18 protein-coding genes are annotated in these 17,947 nt (G+C 69.8%); 9 read left to right on the top strand and 9 right to left on the bottom strand.

Annotated features, from left to right (window positions below):
* Positions 1 to 437: 437 nt before the first annotated feature.
* Entirely contained in the window at positions 438 to 1,241 is an 804-nt protein-coding gene (locus OG589_RS38580; RefSeq protein ID WP_405143474.1) for a polysaccharide deacetylase family protein, read from the top strand.
* On the opposite strand, the gene OG589_RS38575 is transcribed toward OG589_RS38580, so the two are convergent.
* The 3 genes from OG589_RS38575 to OG589_RS38565 all read right to left on the bottom strand — a co-directional run bounded on the left by OG589_RS38575 (position 1,220) and on the right by OG589_RS38565 (position 4,574).
* Positions 1,220 to 2,323, bottom strand: coding sequence for an acyltransferase family protein (locus tag OG589_RS38575; RefSeq protein ID WP_405143473.1), 1,104 nt, complete (start codon positions 2,321 to 2,323; stop codon positions 1,220 to 1,222). The genes OG589_RS38580 and OG589_RS38575 overlap by 22 nt on opposite strands.
* 75 nt (positions 2,324 to 2,398) lie before the next feature.
* The gene (locus OG589_RS38570; RefSeq protein WP_405143472.1) at positions 2,399 to 3,754 is read right to left on the bottom strand and encodes a hypothetical protein; all 1,356 of its coding nucleotides are present in this window, start codon (positions 3,752 to 3,754) and stop codon (positions 2,399 to 2,401) included.
* A 112-nt stretch (positions 3,755 to 3,866) separates the two neighbouring features.
* Positions 3,867 to 4,574 carry an SDR family oxidoreductase gene (locus tag OG589_RS38565; RefSeq protein ID WP_405143471.1) on the bottom strand — a complete coding sequence of 236 codons (708 nt, stop codon included), beginning with the start codon at positions 4,572 to 4,574 and terminating at the stop codon, positions 3,867 to 3,869.
* A 79-nt stretch (positions 4,575 to 4,653) separates the two neighbouring features.
* Between OG589_RS38565 and OG589_RS38560 the strand changes: the two genes are divergently transcribed.
* A complete protein-coding gene (locus OG589_RS38560; RefSeq protein ID WP_405143470.1) occupies positions 4,654 to 5,124 on the top strand; it encodes a winged helix-turn-helix transcriptional regulator in 471 nt (156 codons plus the stop codon).
* A 33-nt stretch (positions 5,125 to 5,157) separates the two neighbouring features.
* On the opposite strand, the gene OG589_RS38555 is transcribed toward OG589_RS38560, so the two are convergent.
* Entirely contained in the window at positions 5,158 to 7,380 is a 2,223-nt protein-coding gene (locus tag OG589_RS38555; protein WP_405143469.1) for a molybdopterin-dependent oxidoreductase, read from the bottom strand.
* Positions 7,381 to 7,764: 384 nt separating this feature from the next.
* On the opposite strand from OG589_RS38555, the gene OG589_RS38550 reads away from it, so the two are divergent.
* The 5 genes from OG589_RS38550 (at position 7,765) to OG589_RS38530 (ending at position 12,392) form a co-directional block, all read left to right on the top strand.
* Positions 7,765 to 8,070: a hypothetical protein gene (locus OG589_RS38550; RefSeq protein ID WP_405143468.1), complete on the top strand. Its 306-nt coding sequence runs from the start codon at positions 7,765 to 7,767 to the stop codon at positions 8,068 to 8,070.
* A 122-nt stretch (positions 8,071 to 8,192) separates the two neighbouring features.
* The gene (locus OG589_RS38545; RefSeq protein ID WP_405152212.1) at positions 8,193 to 8,897 is read left to right on the top strand and encodes an HAD family hydrolase; all 705 of its coding nucleotides are present in this window, start codon (positions 8,193 to 8,195) and stop codon (positions 8,895 to 8,897) included.
* 122 nt (positions 8,898 to 9,019) lie between these two features.
* Positions 9,020 to 10,393, top strand: a complete 1,374-nt coding sequence (locus OG589_RS38540) for an IS1380 family transposase (RefSeq protein WP_405142476.1) — start codon at positions 9,020 to 9,022, stop codon at positions 10,391 to 10,393.
* Positions 10,394 to 10,790: 397 nt separating this feature from the next.
* Positions 10,791 to 11,756, top strand: a complete 966-nt coding sequence (locus OG589_RS38535) for a GlxA family transcriptional regulator (protein WP_405143466.1) — start codon at positions 10,791 to 10,793, stop codon at positions 11,754 to 11,756.
* Between the two features lie 12 nt (positions 11,757 to 11,768).
* Positions 11,769 to 12,392 carry a DJ-1/PfpI family protein gene (locus OG589_RS38530; protein ID WP_405143464.1) on the top strand — a complete coding sequence of 208 codons (624 nt, stop codon included), beginning with the start codon at positions 11,769 to 11,771 and terminating at the stop codon, positions 12,390 to 12,392.
* 4 nt (positions 12,393 to 12,396) lie between these two features.
* On the opposite strand, the gene OG589_RS38525 is transcribed toward OG589_RS38530, so the two are convergent.
* Positions 12,397 to 13,095 carry an HNH endonuclease family protein gene (locus tag OG589_RS38525; protein ID WP_405143462.1) on the bottom strand — a complete coding sequence of 233 codons (699 nt, stop codon included), beginning with the start codon at positions 13,093 to 13,095 and terminating at the stop codon, positions 12,397 to 12,399.
* A 169-nt stretch (positions 13,096 to 13,264) separates the two neighbouring features.
* On the opposite strand from OG589_RS38525, the gene OG589_RS38520 reads away from it, so the two are divergent.
* Positions 13,265 to 13,621 (top strand): nucleotide pyrophosphohydrolase, encoded by a 357-nt coding sequence (locus OG589_RS38520; RefSeq protein WP_405143460.1) that lies wholly within the window; start codon positions 13,265 to 13,267, stop codon positions 13,619 to 13,621.
* A gap of 99 nt (positions 13,622 to 13,720) precedes the next feature.
* On the opposite strand, the gene OG589_RS38515 is transcribed toward OG589_RS38520, so the two are convergent.
* The 3 genes from OG589_RS38515 to OG589_RS38505 all read right to left on the bottom strand — a co-directional run bounded on the left by OG589_RS38515 (position 13,721) and on the right by OG589_RS38505 (position 16,156).
* The gene (locus tag OG589_RS38515) at positions 13,721 to 14,284 is read right to left on the bottom strand and encodes a type 1 glutamine amidotransferase domain-containing protein (RefSeq protein ID WP_405143458.1); all 564 of its coding nucleotides are present in this window, start codon (positions 14,282 to 14,284) and stop codon (positions 13,721 to 13,723) included.
* Positions 14,285 to 14,449: 165 nt separating this feature from the next.
* Positions 14,450 to 15,175, bottom strand: coding sequence for a polysaccharide deacetylase family protein (locus OG589_RS38510; protein WP_405143456.1), 726 nt, complete (start codon positions 15,173 to 15,175; stop codon positions 14,450 to 14,452).
* 192 nt (positions 15,176 to 15,367) lie between these two features.
* Positions 15,368 to 16,156: a CPBP family intramembrane glutamic endopeptidase gene (locus OG589_RS38505; RefSeq protein WP_405143454.1), complete on the bottom strand. Its 789-nt coding sequence runs from the start codon at positions 16,154 to 16,156 to the stop codon at positions 15,368 to 15,370.
* A 131-nt stretch (positions 16,157 to 16,287) separates the two neighbouring features.
* On the opposite strand from OG589_RS38505, the gene OG589_RS38500 reads away from it, so the two are divergent.
* Complete coding sequence (locus OG589_RS38500) at positions 16,288 to 17,079, top strand: glycosyltransferase family 2 protein (protein ID WP_405143452.1); 792 nt, start codon at positions 16,288 to 16,290, stop codon at positions 17,077 to 17,079.
* Between the two features lie 23 nt (positions 17,080 to 17,102).
* Here OG589_RS38500 and OG589_RS38495 read toward each other — a convergent pair whose 3' ends face one another.
* On the bottom strand, positions 17,103 to 17,714 hold the full coding sequence (locus tag OG589_RS38495) for a hypothetical protein (RefSeq protein WP_405143450.1): 612 nt from the start codon (positions 17,712 to 17,714) through the stop codon (positions 17,103 to 17,105).
* Positions 17,715 to 17,947 lie beyond the last annotated feature (233 nt).

Here is a 17,947-nt window from a genome sequence, read left to right as displayed (position 1 = left end):
GATTCAGGGAAAGGCTGTAGATGCTAGAACAGGCGTCTGACCTGCGCCTGAGCGGTCAGGGAAACGGCCGGTGCAGCGCTGAGGGACGGGTGACCGGCACCGTAGGTCCATTCGCGGTAAATGCCATCAGGATGGAGTTCGGCGATTGTCACGACGTCTCCCTTCGCTATCAAGCGCCGCCCGGCCCGCATCCGGAAGCCCGACCGAATGAGGGAAGCATGAGCCGCATGGCGCGCACATTCAGTAATGCCCTCATTACTGTCCGCTTACACGCGTGTGCGCATTGTTTACCTAAGGGCGCGGATCCCCGTGGGCGACGCCGAATCGATGAGCCGAGCCCCTGATCACTCCGGGCCCGGGGCGGCGGTCAGGGGCTAGATCGCCGTAAGCGCGAGGTTTCACTAAGATTCGGCGGCATGTGGCGGAAAGTCAGAATCATGGTGGCCAGTGTCTGTGCGGTCGGCGTTCTAGGAGTCCCAGCGGCCGCCGAGGCCAGGCAGACGGATCCGGCCGGCCCGGTGCCGGCTGCCACGCAGGCCAAGCAGACCGGGACGGCCGCGGAGGCCGGGCAGGCGGGCCAGGCCGGTACGGCCCCGGCCGCGAAGGTGAAGAAGGCGGCCGAGCCGTACTGCGTCCGCTACAAATGCATCGCCCTCACCTTCGACGACGGTCCTTGGCCCTACACCCCCGAGCTTCTCGACACGTTGAAGAAGCACAAGGCCAAGGCCACCTTCTTCCTCCTCGGCAGGAAGGTCGGCAGCCGTGCCGAGCTGACGCGGCGCATCGTGGCCGAGGGCCACGAGGTCGGCAACCACACGTGGGACCATCCCGACCTGACCACGCTGTCCAACGAGGAGATCCTCGACGAGATGACGAGGACCTCGGAGGTCATCGACCAGGCCATCGGCAAGGCGCCGACGATGATGCGCCCGCCGAACGGCGCCACCGACGACCGGGTCACGCAGTTGATGGCCGAGCTGGCGCTGCCGCAGATCCTGTGGACCGGGTCCACCCTCGACTGGCAGTCGCGCGACACCGCCGTCATCGCCAAGAAGACGCTCAAGCTGGCCAAGCGCAACGGCGTCATCCTGCTGCACGACATCGTGCCTGAGACCGTCAAGGCCATGCCGACCGTGCTCAAGGCCCTGGAGAAGCAGAACTACCGCTTCGTCACGGTGACGACGCTGCTGCAGGGCCGGGAGCTGCGTGGCGGCGAGATCTACCCTTCGCGCTCCAAGTAGCCGTCGCCGGCGTGGAGCGAGCGGTCGAGCGCGGCCCTCAGCCTCGGTTGCAGGGGCACCTCCACCAGCCGGTTCACGCCGTAGGCGACGGCGAGCGCGACCGCGACGACGAGCGGCAGCGTGAGCCAGTTCCCGAGCGGCGTGTGGAGCCTGCCGATGAGCAGGAACCCGACGTGGTGGTGGAACAGGTAGAGCGGGTAGGTCAGCGCGCCCAGCCAGGTGAGCCAGCGCCAGTCGATGCCGTCGAGCCTGCCGAGGGCCACCAGGATCATGATCAGGAAGATGAGGGAGATCGCTCCGACCACGAGGGCGGACCCGAGGGGCACGCCGAATCGCACGATGGCCGGAGGGTTCTCCCCCAGCACCTGTACGAGGGCGATCGCCCAGCCGGCGCCCACGAACAGCCAGGGGTACAGCGACCCGCCGAAACGGTGGATCAGGTACAGGGCCATCCCGGCGATGAAGTACGGCGCGCTGAACGGGATGAGGAACGCCTGCAGCAGGTCGGCGTTCACGCGCTCGGCGATGGCCAGGAGCACCAGCCAGCCGCCGAGGAAGGCCAGGCAGCGGCGGTAGGTGATGCCGACCGCGGCGAACACCGCGATGAGCGCGTAGAAGACCAGCTCCTGCCAGAGCGTCCAGTACACGATCTCCAGGTCACGGATTCTCAGGCCGTGCTGCAGCATGGTGAGGTTGGCGAGCAGCTCGCTCAGGGTGGGCCGGTGGTCGGTGACGAGCCCCGCCACCGCCAGGCCCCCCAGGGCGATCACGCTGGCCCAGTACGCCGGGTAGAGGCGGGCTATGCGCGACGACGCGAACGCGCCGGGGCTCCGCCCCCACGCGCTCATCAGGATGACGAACCCGCTGATCACGAAGAACATGCGGACGCCGTACACGCCGAACATGGTCACCGCGCTCAGGGCGGGGAACGCGTTCGGGGTGCCCCAGGCCCGCGTGTCCCCGTAGTGAAAGAGCACCACCGCAAGCGCCGCGCAAAACCGCAGCAGGTCGAGAACGCGCAGCCGTCGCGGGTCAGGAAGTATGACCGGCGAATCGGAAATGCGGGGGGCTGAAACCAGCATATGCAGGAATATATCTAGAAAGATCGCTAACAACCTACAAACGCGTGACGGCCCCGAAACGCGGTCTGGGACGGGTCAGTGCTTCCAGCGCGTGCGGGCCGCGATCTCGTCGGGCGCCGCCCCGTCGAAGAGCGCGATCTCGCCTCGGCGTACGAGGGCGATCGTGTCGATCATGGCCTCGCCCAGCGCCTCCTTCAGCACGGCGTCGTTCTCGAACGCCTCCAGCGCCGCCCCGAGCGAGGACGGCAACGGCGTCACGGTGCCCAAGGAGTGCGGATCGACCTCCACGGGCGCAGGGAGCGCGCCCCCGCCCGCGAGCCCGGCCCGGCCCGTCGCGAGGAGGGCGGCCACGGCGAGATAGGGATTGGCCGCGGCGTCGAAGCACTTGACCTCCATGTTCGCCGCCCGGGACCGGTCACCGGCCGATCCGGTGACGAACCGCATCGCCGCCTCGCGGTTCTCCAGCCCCCAGCAGGCGTACGCGCCGGCCCAGTGGGAGGGGACGAGCCGCAGGTAGCTGGCGACGGACGGCGCGCCCACCGCCAGCAGGGCCGGCAGCCGGGACAGGATGCCCGCGGCGAACGCCTCACCCTCGGCGGTGAGGCCGTACCTGCCGTCGCCGCCGGACATGAGGTTGACGCCGTCGCGCCAGAGGCTCAGGTGGACGTGCGCGCCGTTGCCCACTCCGTCCGCGAGCACCTTCGGCGAGAAGCTCGCGCGCAGGCCGTGGTCCAGGCTGACCGCCCGGATCGTCTCGCGAACCAGGACGGTGGTGTCGGCGGCCCCGACCGGATCCTCCGCCGCGACCGAGACCTCGTACTGCCCCGCGGCGTACTCGGGGTGGATCTGCTCCACCGCGACGCCGGCCGCCGACAGCGCGCCCACCACGTCGAGCAGGTAGCCGGCCCGCTCGGTGAGCCGCGTCATGCCGTACGCCGGGCCGCCGCACGCGGGGACGAAGTCGTCACCGGCACCGACGGAGGCCGCCCACTCGACCTCGAACGACGCCCGGACGGAGAAGCCCGCGGCGGCCAGCCGCTCGACCTCGCGACGGGCCAGGTGGCGGGCGTCCAGGTGATGGGGCACGCCGTCCTGGTCGTACCGGTCCGCGGGGGCCCACGCCCAGCCGGGAAGCGCGGTGAGCACGGCGAGGCGGCCGAGGTCCGGGTGCAGGCGCAGGTCGCCTACGGGGCCTCCGGCGAACCGGCCGCTCATGATGGAGTCGTCGAGCAGGAACGCGTCGAAGACGGGCGAGGCGCCGATGCCCCAGGCCGCCGCGTGTTCGAGCCGTGTGAGGGGCACCGCCTTGACCCTGGTGACGCCGCTGGTGTCCACCCATGTGACGGCGACGGCGGTCACGTCTCTGGCGGCGGGGTCTCCGGCGGCCTCCCGGGCGGAGGCCGCGCGTCGCGCACGTTCCTGCTCGTCCATTCCCCGCTCTCCTGTCACCGTGCCGGTACTGGAGTTATACGCTCGGTCGCAACGTCATTCTCCATCCCGGCCGCGTCGCGCGCATGGTCGGCGTCGAGAACGCCCGTCGCGTCTACCGCTTGGCCAGCTGCGGGTAGAGCGCGTCGAGGCCGGCGGAGAGCCCCGCCCTGACCTGCCGGCTGGTGTCGTCGGCGACGACCTCCCCGACGCCCGCCTCGATGCCGTCGAGTGCGGCCACGGCGACCTGCGCGGGGTCCTGCTTGGGGCCGTCGACATGGGCGGCCATGTCGGTGTCCATGTACCCGACGTGCAGGGCGACGGCCGCGATGCCGAGCGGCGCGAGCTCAAGGCGCAGTGAGTTGGTCAGCGACCACGCCGCGGCCTTGGCCGCGCTGTAGGCGCCGGACTCCGGTATGGAGATCCAGGACAGCACGGACAGCACGTTGAGGACCGCCCCGCCGCCGTTGGCGGCCAGGATGGGCGCGAAGGCACGCGTCATGCCCAGCGTGCCGAAGTAGTGCGTCTCCATCTCCAGCCGGATGTCGGCGAGGTCGCCGTCGAGCAGCCCGGCGCGCGTGGAGGAGCCCGCGTTGTTGATGAGCAGCGTGGCGTCGCCCGCGATGGCAGCGGCGGCGGCGACCGACTCGGGGTCGGTGATGTCGAGCCGGAGCGGCTCCACGCCGGGAAGGTCGACGGCCCCCGGGTCGCGTGCTCCCGCGTAGACCTTCGCCGCGCCGCGTGCCAGCAGGCCCTCGGCCAGATGCCGGCCGAGACCTCGGTTGGCTCCGGTGACCACCGCGACGGAGTCTCTGATGTCCATGGTCTTCCCCCATCTGAATTGGTTTTTCCAACCTAGCCGAGCTAGCTTGGAAATGGCAACCCAGTGGTACGATCGGCACGTGGCCGCTAACGGGAGTCGAAACGGCAGGACGGAGTCACCGTGCTCCATCGCCCGCGCGCTCGAGGTGCTGGGCGAGCGGTGGACCTTCCTGATCCTGCGCGAGGCGCTGTCCGGCCTGACGAGGTTCGCCGACTTCCAGCAGGCCCTCGGCATCGCGCCCGACGTGCTGAGCGACCGGCTGGCCACGCTGGTGAGCGCGGGCGTGCTGGAGAAGCACCCCTACCGCGAGCCCGGCACCCGGGTCCGGTTCAGCTACCACCTGACCCCGGCCGGCGAGGAGCTGCGACTGGTGCTCGGCGCCCTGCAGCAGTGGGGTGACGAGCACAGGCCGCGCGAGCTGGGGCCCACGATGGCGCGGCGCACCGTGGACGGCGGGCGCCCGGTCAGGGTCGCCTTCGTGGACGACACGGGCGTGGCCGTGCCCCTCGACCGCGTCGCCTTCGTCAAGACGGCCGCGTACCCGTCCTGACGGGTACGCGGCCACGCGTGGTCTCGGGTGCCGCTAGGCGGGGGCCGAGGAGGGGACGCGAAGCTCCGTGTCGTCGGCGCTTTCGAGCTCGATGGGGATGAGCGTGACCGGAACGCCGTTGAACACCGCGTTCCCGGAGGGCACGTCGATCACGGACTCGTCGGTCAGCGCGTTGGCGTTGACACCCGCGTGCTCCGCCGCGTGCAGTTGCCGGGTCCTGGCGTGTCCCCACCCGTGGGGCAGGCTCACCACGCCCGGCATGATCGCGTCGTTCGGTTCTAGCGGCACGACCAGCTCGCCGTTGGCCGAGCGTACGATCACCTGCTCGCCGAGCCCGAGCCGCGTCACGTCGTCCGGGTGGATGTGCAGGGTGCACCGGTTGCTGCCGCCGGTCAGCGTCGGCACGTTGTGCAGCCAGCTGTTGAGGGAGCGAAGCTGGCGCCGCCCGATCAGCAGGGTCTCCGGCGGGGGCACGGCCAGCCGTTCGCGCAGCCGTCCCGCCTCCTCGGCCAGCCTCGGCGGGGCCAGCTCCACCCGGCCCGAGGCCGTGGTCAGCAGCTCCTGCAGCCGGGGCTGGTGCGGGCCGAGGTCGATGCCGTGCGGGTTGGCCAGCAGGTCGGCCAGCGACAGGCCGTAGGGGCCGAGCCTCAGCATGGTGTCCAGCATCAGTTCGGGTCCGCTGTCGCCGTCCAGCGAGGCGCGCGCCTCGGCGACGTCCATGCCCTCGAACGGCGAACCGGGGATCTGCGTGGCCCCGGTGAGCATCTGGCCGATGATGAACTCGTCCAGCCCGGCCGGATCGGCGTCCGCTCCCTGACCCGAGACGATCAGGATGAGGCGTGCCATGATCTCGGCCTCCGAGAGCTGCCCGGGCTCCAGCGGCAGGATCGGCGGGGAGAACCTGGTGTAGTTGCGAACCGTCACCGTCAGCAGCAGGAAGTCGTAGTGCGGCATCTGCAGGATGCGCGGCGGCGGCAGGATGACGTTCGCGTGCCGGGTGGTCTCGTTGAGGTACGGGTCCACGCAGACCATGAAATCCAGGCCCGCGAGGGCCCGATCGAGCCGGGGCCCGCCGGGCGCCGACAGCACCAGGTTGCCCGCGATCGACACCAGCGCCCTGACCTGCCCTTCTCCCGGGGTCTCGATCTCGTCGGCGAGGGTCGCCACCGGCAGCTCCCCGATCGACTCCGGCAGCCCCCGCACGCGGCTGTGCCAGTGGCCGGTGCTGTAGGGCTCGGACGGGCGGAAGACGTCGAGGGTGGCGGCCTTGGTGAACATGGCCCCGCCGGGCCGGTCGAAGTTCCCGGTCAGGATGTTGATCACGTCGCCGAGCCACTGCGCCGCGGTGCCGAACTCGACGGTGCTGGCGCCGATGCGAGAGTACACGGCGGCCGTCGGAGCCGCCGCGAGCTCCCGCGCCAGCCGTACGATCTTCTCGGCGGGCACGCCGCACACCGGCGACACGATCTGCGGGGTGAAGTCCTCCGCCAGCCGCCGGAGGTCCTCCAGCCCCTCCACCTCGACGCCGATGGTGGCGAGGTCCTCCGCGAGGAGGGTCTGGACGATGCCGAACAGCAGGAAGGCGTCGGTGCCGGGCCGTACGAACAGGTGCTCGTCGGCGAGGTCGGCGGTACGGGTGCGACGCGGATCTACGACTACCAGCTTGCCGCCGCGCTTGCGCAGCGCCTTGAGCCGGCCGGGGAAGTCGGGGGCGGCGCAGAGCGAGCCGTTGGACTCCGCGGGGTTGGCGCCGATCACCAGCAGGTAGTCGGTGCGGTCCAGGTCGGGCACCGGGATGGCCATCGGGTTGCCGAACATGTAACCGCAGGCGACGTGCTTCGGCATCTGGTCGATGGTGCTGGCGGAGAAGATGTTGCGGGTGCCGAGCGACTGGCTGAGCGGCATCCGGTACATGAAGCCGGCCATGGTGTGGAAGGTCGGATTGCCGAAGTAGGCGGCCACGGCGTCGCGTCCGTGCGCGTCGATGACGCTTTTGAGCCCTTGGTCGACCGTCTGGAAGGCCTCGTCCCAGGAGACCTCGTGCCACTCGCCGTTCTTACGCACCAGCGGGGCCCGCAGCCGGTCGGGGTCCTCGTCCAGGCGGCCGAGGCTCGCCCCCTTGGGACAGATGAAGCCCTTGGAGAAGGGGTCGTCCGGGTCGCCCTTGACCGACGTGACGTGCCCGGTGTCGTCGAGTGTCAGCCGCAGGCCGCAGACGGCGTCGCAGAGGGGACAGGTCCGGTGCACGGTTCTCATCGGCACTCCTGTGATCGTCGAATGGACTCATCATGAGCGGGTGCCGGAGACAAGGGGAACCCCAGCAATTAAGGTCCTAGGGGGTGATACGGGTCCTAGCGCGGGGGGTGACGGAAATCACTTATCAAGATCGATAAATGGTTCCGTCCCTAATCAGCGAACGTTTTCGTGACCAAATATGGCTTTCGTCCCGTACCGTGGGAGGCCGGGGGTTTCTATCGCGATATTGCGGGCAGTGCGGTCTGGTTACAGCTGGCCGATCAACCGTCCGAAAAGGAAGACAGGTGCCCGCCGACGACGCTCGCACTCTCCTGGCACGCCGGGGCGAGAGCGGCCGTCCGGGCTGATGACGACGGGTTTTGAGAGCACGGGAAGAAGGTCGTGATGACGAACGAGGTCACCGAGGGAAAGACCGCGGCGCGGGAGCTCGCGGCGCGGCTGCCCGGGTGGGCGGTCTGGTACGGCCAGCACACCCGGCGATTCTGGGCCATGCCCCGCTCGGCCGCCCCGGCCGGCGTGCGGCTCGCGGAGGCCGAGACCGCCGAGGAGCTGGAGGACGCTGTGCGCCAGATGACGGGCGCCGCCCCGAGGCAGGGAGCCCCCGCGCAGGGAGCGCCCCAGCAGGAGGCCTCGCATTCCGGCCAGGCCCCGATGGGTCCGCAGCACCACCGCGAGCCGGCAAGGCTCTGATCGCGCGACACGCGCCTCGACGCCGCAGGTGGGGCGCCGGGCGAGGCGCGGTCCGGTTTTCCACAGGGGGTGGCGGGGCGGGAGCCGGGGGCGGGGGCGTTCCGTATGCTCGGGCGGTGAGCATGCCGCGCACCCTCGTCCTGTGGGATATCGACCACACTCTCATCAACGCCGCCGGCACGGGCCGCCAGGCGTACGCCGACGCCTTCGAGGTGATCGTCAAGCGGCCTCTGGAGCATGTCGCCGACATGGCAGGCCGCACCGACTGGGCGATCACCGTCGAGACGCTGCGCATGCACGGCATCGAGGCGTCCGGTGACCTGCTCGACTCCTTCGGCGCGGCGCTGGCCGAGGCGTTCACGGCCTACGAGGCGGCCGTCAGGGAGCACGGCCGGGTCCTGCCCGGCGCGCGGGAGGCGCTGGAGGCGCTGTCCCGCCGTGACGACGTCGTCCAGTCCGTCCTCACGGGCAACATCCAGCCGATCGCCATCGGCAAGCTCACCGCCCTCGACCTCGACCGCTTCATCGACTTCGAGGTCGGCGCCTACGGCATGGACCACGAGGAGCGCCCCGAGCTGGTACGGCTGGCGCAGGGCCGGGCGACCGGCAAGTACGGCCAGGCGTTCGGCTCGGCGAGCACCGTCCTGATCGGCGACACCCGTCACGATGTGCATGCGGGCCACCTGGGCGGCGCCCGGGTCGTGGCCGTGGCGACCGGGTCGAGCGACCGCGAGACGCTGAGTGACGCGGGCGCGGAGCTCATACTCGACGATCTTTCCGACACCGGGGCCGTGGTCCGCGCGATCCTCGCGGTCAGTGATTCCTAGCCTGCGGCTTTCGCGGCGAATTTGAGTCATCTTGATCGTTTACATGAGAAAAGTGCCTTTGAGCTGGGAGGATAGGGCTTGTCTAGGGTCCAATCCGCGCCAGTTCAGAAGGCACTTTTCACGTGAAGACTATCGTCTCTCAGCGCAAGATCGTGGTGTCCGCCGACGGTTCGGGGCTCATCTCGCAGGCCGGCGGGCTGCTGCTGTTGGAGACGTTGCGCATCACCGGTCTGCAGCGGGCGCTATCGGATCGGTTGGAGCGGTGGCGGCCGACGCGGGCGGTCCACGATCCCGGCAAGGTCATCGCTGATCTGGCTGTCACTTTGGCGCTGGGCGGGGACTGCCTGGCCGACATCGCGATGCTGCGCGCTCAGCCCGAGTTGTTCGGCCCCGTGGCCTCCGATCCCACCGTCTCGCGGCTGATCGACCGACTGGCCGCCGACCCGATGCGGGCGCTGAAGGCCATCCGCGTAGCCCGTGCCGCCGCCCGTGAGCGGGCCTGGGCCCTGGCCGGGCATGATGCGCCCGGCGCAGAGGGCGAACTGATCCCGCTGGACATCGACGCCACCATCGTCATCGCCCACTCCGACAAACAGCAGGCCACACCAACCTGGAAGAAGACCTTCGGCTTTCACCCGATGACGGCCTTCGCCGACCACGGCCCCGGCGCTGCCGGTGAACCATTGGCCATCATGCTGCGCGCGGGCAATGCCGGGTCCAACACCGCCGCCGACCACATCGACACCACCACTTTGGCCCTGGCCCAGCTTCCCAAGAACCGCCGTCGCCGTGTGCTGATCCGCACCGACTCCGGCGGCGGCACCCATGGGTTCCTCACCTGGCTGACCCGGCCCGGCCGCCGACTGCCCTACTCGATCGGGTTCACCCTCACCGACGACATCGGCGCCGCGATCCTGGCCCTGCCCGCCAGTGCCTGGACGCCGGCCTACGACGCCGACCGGCAGGTGCGGCCCGGCGCCTGGGTCGCCGAGCTCACCGGCATGCTGGATTTGTCGGCCTGGCCGAAGGGGATGCGCCTCATCGTTCGCAAGGAACGCCCGCACCCGGGGGCGCAACTGCGGTTCACCGATATCGATGGGCACCGCTTCACCTGCTTTGTCACCAACACCCCAGCCGGTCAGCTCGCCGATCTGGAGCTACGCCACCGCCGCCGCGCCCGCTGCGAGGACCGTATCCGAGCCGCCAAGGACACCGGCCTGCGCAACCTCCCGCTGCATGACTTCTCCCAGAACCAGATCTGGCTGGAGATCGTCGCGCTGGCCTGCGAACTGCTGGCCTGGATGCAGATGCTCGCCCTGGAGGGGCACGCCCGCCGGTATGAACCCAAACGCCTTCGGCTACGCCTGTTCGCCGTCGCCGCCCGCCTTGTCCGCGGCGGCCGCAGGCTACGACTGCGCCTGCCCGCGCGCTGGCCCTGGGCCGGCCAGCTCACCGCCGCCATCGCCCGGCTACAAGCACTACCCGCACCGACCTGACCACCACAAAACCGCCCCAACAAGCACGAAAGGAGCCCGTCGGGCCCGTGGAACCCCGCCCACCCGGCGCGACAGCCGGGCCACTGGGCTGACCACAACGGCGAATTCAACTCCCAGCCGAACCGCTCAGCCGACCAAACGAAGATCGCGAAAGATCGAGGCTAGAGACTTCGAGGGCCTGTCGCCGGCACCGAAATGACCTTGAATTCGTCAGGCGCGGCGCGTCCGAAATGACCTTGAAATAGCCTCGGGTGATCGATTTCGGTCACCGTTCGAGATGACCTTGAAGCACCCTTCGAGGCGCAGCGCCTAGTGGCTAATTCGTGGCCTTCCGATGGCAGAAATCGTCATATCTATGTCATTGCCGCCACGCCCGGCCTGCCGAGACCATGGAGGGGTGACAGCGCGCCGTGTCGTCTTCGTCCTCTTCCCTGACTTCCAGATCCTCGACCTGACCGGCCCCCACGAGGTCTTCGCCCAGGCCGGGCGGTTGGCGCGCGCGTACGTGATCGAGACGGTCGCGGCGGTGGCGGGCCCGGTCCGGTCGCGGGGCGGGCTGACGATCACGCCGACCACGACGATCGACGCGTGTGAGGGGCCCATCGACACCCTCGTGGCCGTCGGCGGGCGCGGCACGACCGCCGCCTGCGCCGACGACCACCTCATGGAGTGGCTCGCCTCGGCGGCGCGGCGCTCGCGGCGGGTCGCCTCGGTCTGCACCGGGGCCTTCCTCCTCGCGCGGGCCGGTCTCCTCGCGGGAAGGCGGGCCGTGACCCACTGGTCGAGCTGCGACCTCCTCGCCCGCGAGCATCCCGACGTGTCGGTCGAGGCCGATCCGATCTTCGTCCGGGACGGGAAGGTCTGGACGTCGGCGGGGGTCACCGCCGGGATGGACCTGGCCCTCGCGATGGTCGAGGAGGACCACGGCGCCGAGGTGGCCCGCACGATCGCGCGGCAGCTCGTCATGTTCGTCCAGCGGCCCGGCGGCCAGGCGCAGTTCAGCACGCAGCTCGCCGCGCAGCGACCGGCGCGGACGCCGCTGCGCGAGGTGCAGGAGTGGATCGCCGAGCACCTGGCGGCGGACCTCACCGTGCCCGTGCTCGCGGCCCGCGCGGGGATGAGCGAGCGCAACTTCGCCAGGGTCTTCACCGCGCAGGCCGGGCGCACCCCCGCCGCGTACGTGGAGGCCGCCCGCGTCGAGGCCGCCCGGCGGCTGCTGGAGACCACCGGCACGACGGTGGAGGCCATCGCGAGAGCGTGCGGGTTCGGCACGGCCGAGACCATGCACCGCTGTTTCAAGCGGGCTCTCCGGATCACCCCGGGGCAGTACCGCAGCCATTTCGCCGTACGCGGCTCCGACTAGAAGGACCTCGCCATGCGCATCGTCATACCGCTCTTCGCAGGATTCACCGCGCTCGACGCGGCCGGCCCGTACGAGGTGCTCAGGATGGTCCCCGGCGCCGAGGTGGTGTTCGCCGCGTCCGGCACCGGGCCGGTACGGGACGGTGCGGGCACGCTGGCCATCACGGCCGACGCGGCGCTGGACGACATCGATTCATGCGACGTGCTGCTCGTCCCCGGCGGCCCGGGGGCCAGGAAGCTGCTGCACGACGAGTCCATGGCCGGCTGGATCGGGCGCATCGACGCGGCGACGACCTGGACCACGTCCGTATGCACGGGATCCCTGCTGCTCGGGGCCGCCGGCCTGCTCCGGGGCCTGCGGGCCACGACCCACTGGAGCGCCGTCGACCTGCTGGAGTCCTTCGGCGCCACCTACACCGCGGAACGGGTTGTGTTCCAGGGCAAGATCGTGACGGCCGCCGGCGTCTCCTCCGGCATCGACATGGCGCTCGCGCTCGCCGCGCGGCTCACCGACCGGACCACGGCCGAGGCGATCCAGCTCGCGATCGAGTACGACCCGCAGCCGCCCTTCGACGCCGGATCCCCGGCCAAGGCCCCCCAGGCCGCCAAGGACCTGCTCACCTCGGGACGCGTCTGAAGGTCTAACGGCACTGGGCGAGCATCGAGGCCTTGTCGGCCCTCGTGACCGGGAGGTCGTACTTGACCACGACCTGTGCGAAACGGGCGACGTAGGCGCAGCGGATCCTGCGTACCGGCGGGAGCCAGGACGCGGGGCCGGCTCCCCCCTTGGCCTCGTTGACGGGGCCGTAGACGGGGATGAGGTTGAGGGGGTCGTTGGCGATGCGCACGCGTTCGGCCTTCTTCCACCTCGAGGCGCCCATCTGCCATTCGTACGACAGCGGCACCACGTGGTCGACCTGCACGCGGTCGGCGTCGCGCTTGCGCCACTGGATCGTCTTGCCCGTGTAGGGGTCCTCCAGCGTCATCGCGACGACGACGCAGTGCGATCCGCTGCGATATCTGAGGTGCTCGCCGTCGCGCGCCAGCAGGTCGTCGCGGGTGCGACAGCCGTTGCGGGCATACGGGATGCCCTTGGCGGTGTCCGCCCAGTTCTCGCCGAACCGGGCGCGCGTGTAGCCCTGTTTGGAGCCTCGCACCCCGACCCGTACCTTCTTGATCAACCTGATGGCCATCGCCCTGTCGGGATGGGAGGTGATGGGCACCAGCCCCGGCTTGGTGCCGTCCGGGTTCAGCAACGGGCTCGCCCGCTGGACGACCCGCGTGGGGCTGTGGGTGTTCTCGCGCGCGGCGAGGGAGACGATCATTATGGCCCCCGCCACCACGGCAACCGTCCCGCGCGTGCTCAGCGCCGCCTCCCGGGCATGTACGGGTGATGACTCGCTCTATCAATCCCCATAAATATCTTGATTGACACCGAACTGGCCAGGGGCGGACACGGTGACGGTTGGCGCCGGAGCCGGCGATCGTACGCCGGTAAGGTCGTGAGGCGTGACGGACAAGGTGGAACGGCTGGCGGCCCGGCTGAGCGAGTTCGCCCGCGAGCGCGACTGGGAGCAGTTCCACACGCCGAAGAACCTCGCGATGGCTCTGGCGGGCGAGGTCGGCGAGCTGGTCGCCGAGTTCCAGTGGCTGACCCCCGCCGAGGCGGCGAACCTCGACGAGGAGACGCTCGCCCGGGTGCGGTCGGAGCTCGGCGACGTGACGAACTACCTCGTCCGGCTCGCCGACGTGCTTCAGGTGGATGTGGTGGAGGCCGCCCACGCCAAGCTCGACCAGAACGAGCGGCGCTACGACCCGGAGCTCTACCGAGGCTCCGCGAGGAAGGCTCCACCACTGCCCCCGTAGGTTGACACTTGGACGGATGTCAACCTACATTGACAGAACGGTGACGGTGCGCGTCCTTTCCGGCAGGTCAGGACACATGCCCGGAGCTGATGCCCCTGGCTACCCCGGGACCCGGTGCTCGGACCGGGCGAACTGCTCCACGATCGCCTTGCAGAACGCGGGCAGGTCGGCGGGCGAGCGGCTGGTGGTGAGCTGCCCGTCGATCACGACCTCCTCGTCCACGACCTCCGCCCCCGCGTTGCGAAGGTCCGTGCGGATGCTCGGCCAGGAAGTGAGCTTGCGCCCTCGTACGGCGCCGGCCTCCAGCAGCGTCCACGGACCGTGGCAGATCGCCGCGACGGGCTTGCCCGAGGCCACGAAGTCCTTGACGAAGCGGACGGCGTCGCGGTTCATGCGCAGTTGGTCGGGGTTCATGGTGCCGCCGGGCAGGAGCAGCGCGTCGTAGTCGTCGACCGAGGCGTCCGAGACGAGCCGGTCGACGGCGAACGTGCCGGCGGCATTGAGGTCCCACTGGCGGGCCTGGATCTCGCCCGGGTGTATCGACAGCAGCTCGCTCTTCGCGCCCGCTCCGTATAGCGCCCCTCGCGGCTGTTCCAGTTCGACTCGCTCGACGCCATCGGTCGCCAGGATGGCCACCTTCCGGCCCTGAAGTTCGTGAGCCATGCGACTCCTCCTCCGCTGGGTTGGCGTCCACGCCGTGGCGGAGTCCGCGACCCGTCGGCGGCGTGGAGACGGGGCGACCCGCCTCCACTTTCGACGCCCTCTGGAATCAGCTCCCATGCTAGCCCCGGCTGCCTTCGCTCTTGGCTCTGACCAGCGCGAAGGCGTTCAGAGGGAGACGAAGGTCAACCCCCGGTGCTTGAGACGGGGGATGACCGTGCGCAGCGCCCGGAGCGTCTCGGAACGATCGCCGCCCCCGTCATGGCACAGCAGGATGGCCCCCGGCCGGCACGCCAGCATGCTCTGGGCGATGCGGCGGGTGCCGGGGCGGGACCAGTCGCGGGGATCGATGTCCCAATCTATGGGGATCATGCCGTGGTCGTCGGCCGTGTGGACCACCCGGCTCGACCACGAACCACCGGGTGCCCGGAAGAACCTGGCGGCGACCCCCGTGGCGTCCGAGATGCGCCCCTGCGCCTCCACGATCTCGGCGGTGATCCGCTTGGGGGGCAGGCGGTTGAACGGGATCGGATGGTGCATCGTGTGGTTGCACAGCTGGTGCCCGGCCTGGACGATGCGCTCGGCCAGACGGGGGAACCGCTGCACCTGCATGCCGATGAGGGAGAACGTCGCCCGTACGTCGTGCTCCGCGAGAAGGTCGAGCATCTTCGGCGTCCACTCCGGATGCGGACCGTCGTCGATCGTCAGCGCGATGGCGTTCCCCGGCGCGGCGGGGGCCAGGTCGTGCAGGCTGTGCACGGGCTGGTGCCGGGCCCTCAGCCTGACCGGGGTCCACCCGGCGGGCGGAGGGGCGACCGGTGGGTGGACCACCGTGCGCGCCCGCGCCGGCGCGGGGGCCGGCGCCCGCGAGGACGAACGGACTGCATCACCCACCACCAGGGACGCAAGTGTCAAAGCACCCAGAGCCCACAGCGCTCGGCGGCGGCCGACCTCGCTTTCCTCCACAATCTCACGCTACCCAGGTGCCTCGATGATTTGACTGACCGACAGGAGCGATGACGGTAACCATGCGGTATAACCGGCAGAAGCGTCATGGCTACCATGCGGTAATAGTTACGGAACCGATCACGGTAACCACGTCACGCGGCCACGCAGGAGGCCGTACCCGACGAAGGCGACCGCGTCGATCAGGGTGTGCGCGACGATCAGCGGCATCGCCCGCCCCCACCTCTGGTAGAGCCGCCCGAACAGCAGGCCCATCACGAGGTTGCCGATGAAGCCGCCGAAGCCCTGGTAGAGGTGGTAGGAACCCCGGAGCAGCGCCGACACCGCCACCGCCCGCCACGGTCTCCAGCCGAGCCGGGCCAGCCGGTGCAGGAGATAGCCGCTGACGATCACCTCTTCGAGCACGGCGTTCTGGAGGGCGGCCAGGAGCAGGACGGGCACCCGCCACCAGGTGTCGGGAAGCCGGTCGGGCACGACGTCGAGGTTGATGCCCGCGTGGAACGCCGCGAGGTAGAAGGCGAGCCCGGTGCCGCCGACCACGGCCGCCAGCACCGCGCCCCGCAGCAGGTCACGCCCGGGCTCGCGCCGGTCGACCCCGATGGTGCGCAGCGACTCGCCGGACCGGACGAGAAGGTAGGCCACCAGGGCGACGGGCGCGACCGAGACGGCGATGCCGACGAGTTGGAGCGTCAGATCGAGCCAGGGCCGTCCCGGCGCCATCGTGCCGACGAGGACGGCGTGCTGGCCCTTCAACGCCTGGGGAGCGGTCAACGACCCGATGAGTGACACCAGCGACTGGAGGGCGCTGGCCCCGAGCGAGACGGCGAAGACGACGATGATCTCGGCTCCGATGAGCCGGGGAGTGAACGCCCGGGTGTCGACGGCCGGCAGGGGCGGAGAGTCGCGCATGCCCGCAGCGTAGACCGCCACTTAACGGCGCGTCCGAGACTCCCGTTTGACAGCCGGCTGAAAAGAAGATGGTCATGGTCTTGCAAGGAGGTGTTAAGTCGCGTGCAGGCGGGTGCGTCCACACTGTGCGCATGACGACGTATGGAATCACCACGTCCCAGGGCAAGTACACCCGGGTCAGCGAGGACCTGGCCATCGGAGCCACGGTCAGCGTGGTGGTTCCCGCCATGAACGAGGCGGAGAACCTGCCGCACGTGTTCGCGACCCTGCCGCACTGGATCGACGAGGTGGTGCTGGTCGACGGCAACTCCTCCGACGAGACGGTGGCCGTCGCGAGGGCACTGCGCCCGGGTCTGCGCGTCGTCACGCAGACGGGCAGGGGCAAGGGCAATGCCCTCACCGAGGGCTTCGCGGCGGCGACCGGCGACATCATCGTCATGATCGACGCCGACGGGTCCACCGACGGCCGCGAGATCATCCGCTTCGTGTCCGCGCTGGTCGCGGGAGCGGACTTCGCCAAGGGCTCACGATTCGCCTCCGGCGCGGGGTCGGACGACATCAGCCTCACCCGGTCCCTCGGCAACACGCTGCTGACCACGCTGACCAACGTGCTGTACGGCACCCGCTACACCGATCTCTGCTACGGCTACAACGCCTTCTGGGCCCGCCACCTGGACGCGCTGGCCCTCGACTGCGACGGCTTCGAGATCGAGACGCTCATGAACGTACGTGCGGCCCAGGCCGGTCTCGCCATCCACGAGATCCCGAGCCACGAGCACTGCCGGATCCACGGCACCAGCAACCTGCGAGCCGTGCGCGACGGCTGGCGCGTGCTGAAGACCATCCTGCGCGAGCGCGCCCGCCGTACGACCGCCGCCCAGAACCGGCCGGTGGGCACCATCTCGGAGCACGCCGCCGCCTGACCTTCCAGCCGAGCGGACGTGGCCTACCCCACGATGAAAGTGCCGATCACCCCGGTTGTGCTCAGCATGCCGATCACGGTGAGGACGGCGATCGCGACCCCGGCGCTGATCAGCCATCGGCGCCTCGCTGTGCCGGCGTTCAGGCTCGACAAGGCGAGCCAGGCCCACAGGAGCCCTTCCACCAGGAACCACGGCTCGTTGAACAGGAGATCCTGAAGATCGGCCGTGCGATCGTCGATCGTCGTCCAGAACGGCAGATTCAGCTGCATCACGCCGGCCAGGCTCAGGGCCCGCTGAATGCCGTTGATCAGGGCGTGCATGACGCACCCCACCGTCACCGCCCAGCACATGGCCAGCAGGACGCGTCGCCCGTGGGACCGGCGCCATAACGGCAGCGTCGCCACCGGTAGCACCGTGGCGACCAGCAGGATGCCCGCCCCGAACGCGTTGACCATCCGCCACTGCTGATACGACACGGGTGTGCCGAACATGCCGACGGTCCCGCCCAGCGCGTAGTAGGCCCGATAACAGGTGTAGAACAGGCCCCACGCACCCAGCACGATGCTGACGCGGACCCTCTTCGCCGCTGCGCCGGGCAGGCCGGTGACCTGCGCATCTTCCTCCACGACTGCCACGGTTTCCCCCGAACGTGTTCTAGACCGGGCGCCAGTATGGCGAAGCGCGTCTGAGACAGAGCTGAGAGGTGGAGGGCCAACGCCCCAAACGCAAGGCAAAGAGGTGCGAGCGAATTCGAACTCCTCTTCGAAGAGTTGGCCACGGCGCGCGGTATCGGTTGCGAGGCCTTCGAGAAGTTGATATTGCTTGCGCTAGCGAGCCCACCAAAGGGATCAAAGATCATTTTGGTGGG

The sequence above is a fragment of the Sphaerisporangium sp. NBC_01403 genome (genome assembly GCF_045040145.1).
GTDB classification, from domain to species: domain Bacteria; phylum Actinomycetota; class Actinomycetes; order Streptosporangiales; family Streptosporangiaceae; genus Sphaerisporangium; species Sphaerisporangium viridialbum.
The sequence above is the reverse complement of the archived record's forward strand: the minus strand, read 5'-3'. Positions and strand labels throughout refer to the sequence as shown.